Raw genomic sequence first — 2,482 nt, 5'->3', positions numbered from 1 at the left:
CTGGGCGAGCGCTTCCCCGCCCCGGCTCGCGCCTAGGCTGGCGTCATGCATGGCGAGTACAAGGTCCCCGGCGGAAAGCTCGTGGTCGTCGACCTCGACGTGGTCGACGGGAGGTTCGCCGGGTTCCGCCTGGCGGGCGACTTCTTCCTCGAGCCCGACACGGCCCTCGACGACATCGATCGCGCGGTCGTGGGCCTCCCGGCCGAGACGGACGCGAAGTCCATCGCCGCCGCCATCCGGCAGGCGCTCCCGGCCGACGCGGTCCTGCTCGGCTTCACGCCCGAGGCCGTCGCGGTCGCGATCCGCCGCTCGCTGCAGAAGGCGACCAGCTGGCGCGACTACGACTGGCGCATCGTGCACGACCGGGCCGTCCCTCCCGCGACCCACCTGGCGCTCGACGAGGTGCTGACCGCCGCGGTCGGCGAGGGCCGCCGGGAGCCGACGCTGCGGATCTGGGAGTGGGACCAGCCCGCCGTCGTCATCGGCAGCTTCCAGTCGCTCCGCAACGAGGTCGACCTCGACAACGCGGCGAAGTACGGCGTCGACGTGGTCCGCCGCATCTCGGGCGGCGGCGCGATGTTCATGGAGGCGGGCAGCGTCGTCACGTACTCGCTCTACGTCCCCGGCGACCTCGTCCAGGGGCTGACCTTCGCCGACTCCTACGCCTTCCTCGACGAGTGGGCCGTCAGCGCGCTGCAGTCGCTCGGGATCGACGCGGTCTACCAGCCGCTCAACGACATCACCTCGCCCTCGGGCAAGATCGGCGGCGCCGCGCAGAAGCGCCTGGGCTCCGGCGCCGTCCTCCACCACGTGACCATGAGCTACGACATCGACGCCGAGAAGATGGTGCAGGTGCTGCGGATCGGCCGCGAGAAGCTCTCGGACAAGGGCATCGCCTCCGCCGTGAAGCGCGTCGACCCGCTGCGCAGCCAGACCGGGCTCAGCCGCGCCGAGATCATCGAGCGGATGAAGGCGACCTTCGTGCAGCTGCACGGCGGCGAGGCGGGGACGCTGACCGAGGAGGAGTACGCGGCGGCGGAGGAGCTGGTGCGGACGAAGTACTCGACTCCGGAGTGGCTGCGGCGCGTCCCCTGACCCGCGGGTCCGAGGCGGCGGTCGCCGGCGCGTGGCCCCGGAGTGGAACGCGGCGGACCGGACCGGCGGGCTCCCCTCAGCTCGCGAGGAGCTCCTGGTAGTCCGGGTGATCGGCGATGAACTCGGCGACGAACGGGCAGGCCGGGACGATGCGCCCGCCGAAGCGCTCGTGCGCGTCGTCGAGGGCCGCCTCGACGAGGGTCTCGCCGAGGCCCTCGTGGCGGTGCTCGGGCGCGATCTCGGTGTGGAGGAAGACCACGTCGCGGCCGCGGACGGCGTAGTCCGCGACTCCGACGGTCTCGCCGTCGAGCCAGAGCGTGTAGCGGGACGAGTCCTCGTCGTGGCGCACCTCGGAGATCATCGCGCCACTCTACGCCGGAGCCTCCCCGGCACCCGTCGAGCCCGGGCGCGAGGCGCGGAGCGTGTCGCCGGGCTCGCGCGCACTGGCACAATTGCCGGGTGCCCAGGACGATCCAGATCGCGGACGGCGTCCCGGAGTCGCGGAGCGCGGTGTTCCACGCCGACAACCTCGAGGTCCTGCCGCAGCTGGCCGACGGGGCCTTCACCGTCGTCTACCTCGACCCGCCGTTCAACACGGGCCGGGCGCAGGTGCGCACCTCGACCACCTCGGTGCGCTCCACCACCGGCACGATCGCCGGCTTCAAGGGGCGCAGCTACGAGCGGATCCGCGGCGACCTGCTCCGCTACGACGACCGCTTCGACGACTACTGGTCGTTCCTCGAGCCGCGTCTGGCCGAGGCGTGGCGGCTCCTCGCCGACGACGGCACCCTCTACCTCCACCTCGACTACCGCGAGGCGCACTACGCGAAGGTGCTGCTCGACGCGCTCTTCGGCCGCGAGTGCTTCCTCAACGAGATCATCTGGGCCTACGACTACGGAGCGAAGGCCACGCGCCGCTGGCCGACCAAGCACGACACGATCCTCGTCTACGTGAAGGACCCGCGCGGCTACCATTTCGACTCCGCCGCTGTGGACCGCGAGCCGTACATGGCCCCGGGCCTGGTGACCCCCGAGAAGGCCGAGCGCGGCAAGCGGCCGACCGACGTGTGGTGGCACACGATCGTCTCGCCGACCGGCCGCGAGAAGACCGGGTACCCGACGCAGAAGCCGGAGGGGATCCTCCGCCGCATCGTGCAGGCGTCCAGCCGCGAGGGCGACGCCGTCCTCGACTTCTTCGCCGGTTCCGGCACGACCGGCGCCGTCGCGCACGCTCTCGGCCGCCGCTTCGTCCTCGTCGACGAGCACGCCGACGCGGTCGCCGTCATGCGCCGCCGCTTCGCCGCCCTCGACCCGGCGCCGCTCTTCCTCTGACGCGGGCGCTCGCGACTCCTCAGACGTCGCCGTCCTCGCTCGCCACCCCCGCGAC

The 2,482-nt window shown here is 72.3% G+C and carries 3 protein-coding genes; 2 read left to right on the top strand and 1 reads right to left on the bottom strand.

The annotated features are described in order from the left end of the window. Window positions 1-45: 45 nt before the first annotated feature. The gene (locus C5C33_RS18040; RefSeq protein WP_104225162.1) at window positions 46-1,095 is read left to right on the top strand and encodes a biotin/lipoate A/B protein ligase family protein; all 1,050 of its coding nucleotides are present in this window, start codon (window positions 46-48) and stop codon (window positions 1,093-1,095) included. A 76-nt stretch (window positions 1,096-1,171) separates the two neighbouring features. Here C5C33_RS18040 and C5C33_RS18035 read toward each other — a convergent pair whose 3' ends face one another. Next, window positions 1,172-1,456: a GNAT family N-acetyltransferase gene (locus tag C5C33_RS18035; protein WP_104238619.1), complete on the bottom strand. Its 285-nt coding sequence runs from the start codon at window positions 1,454-1,456 to the stop codon at window positions 1,172-1,174. 98 nt (window positions 1,457-1,554) lie between these two features. Here C5C33_RS18035 and C5C33_RS18030 point away from each other — a divergent pair, with 98 nt between their 5' ends. Then, window positions 1,555-2,427 (top strand): site-specific DNA-methyltransferase, encoded by an 873-nt coding sequence (locus C5C33_RS18030; protein ID WP_104225160.1) that lies wholly within the window; start codon window positions 1,555-1,557, stop codon window positions 2,425-2,427. Window positions 2,428-2,482 lie beyond the last annotated feature (55 nt).

The organism is Rathayibacter sp. AY1H3 (assembly GCF_002932015.1).
This window is presented reverse-complemented; position numbering and strand designations above follow the sequence as displayed.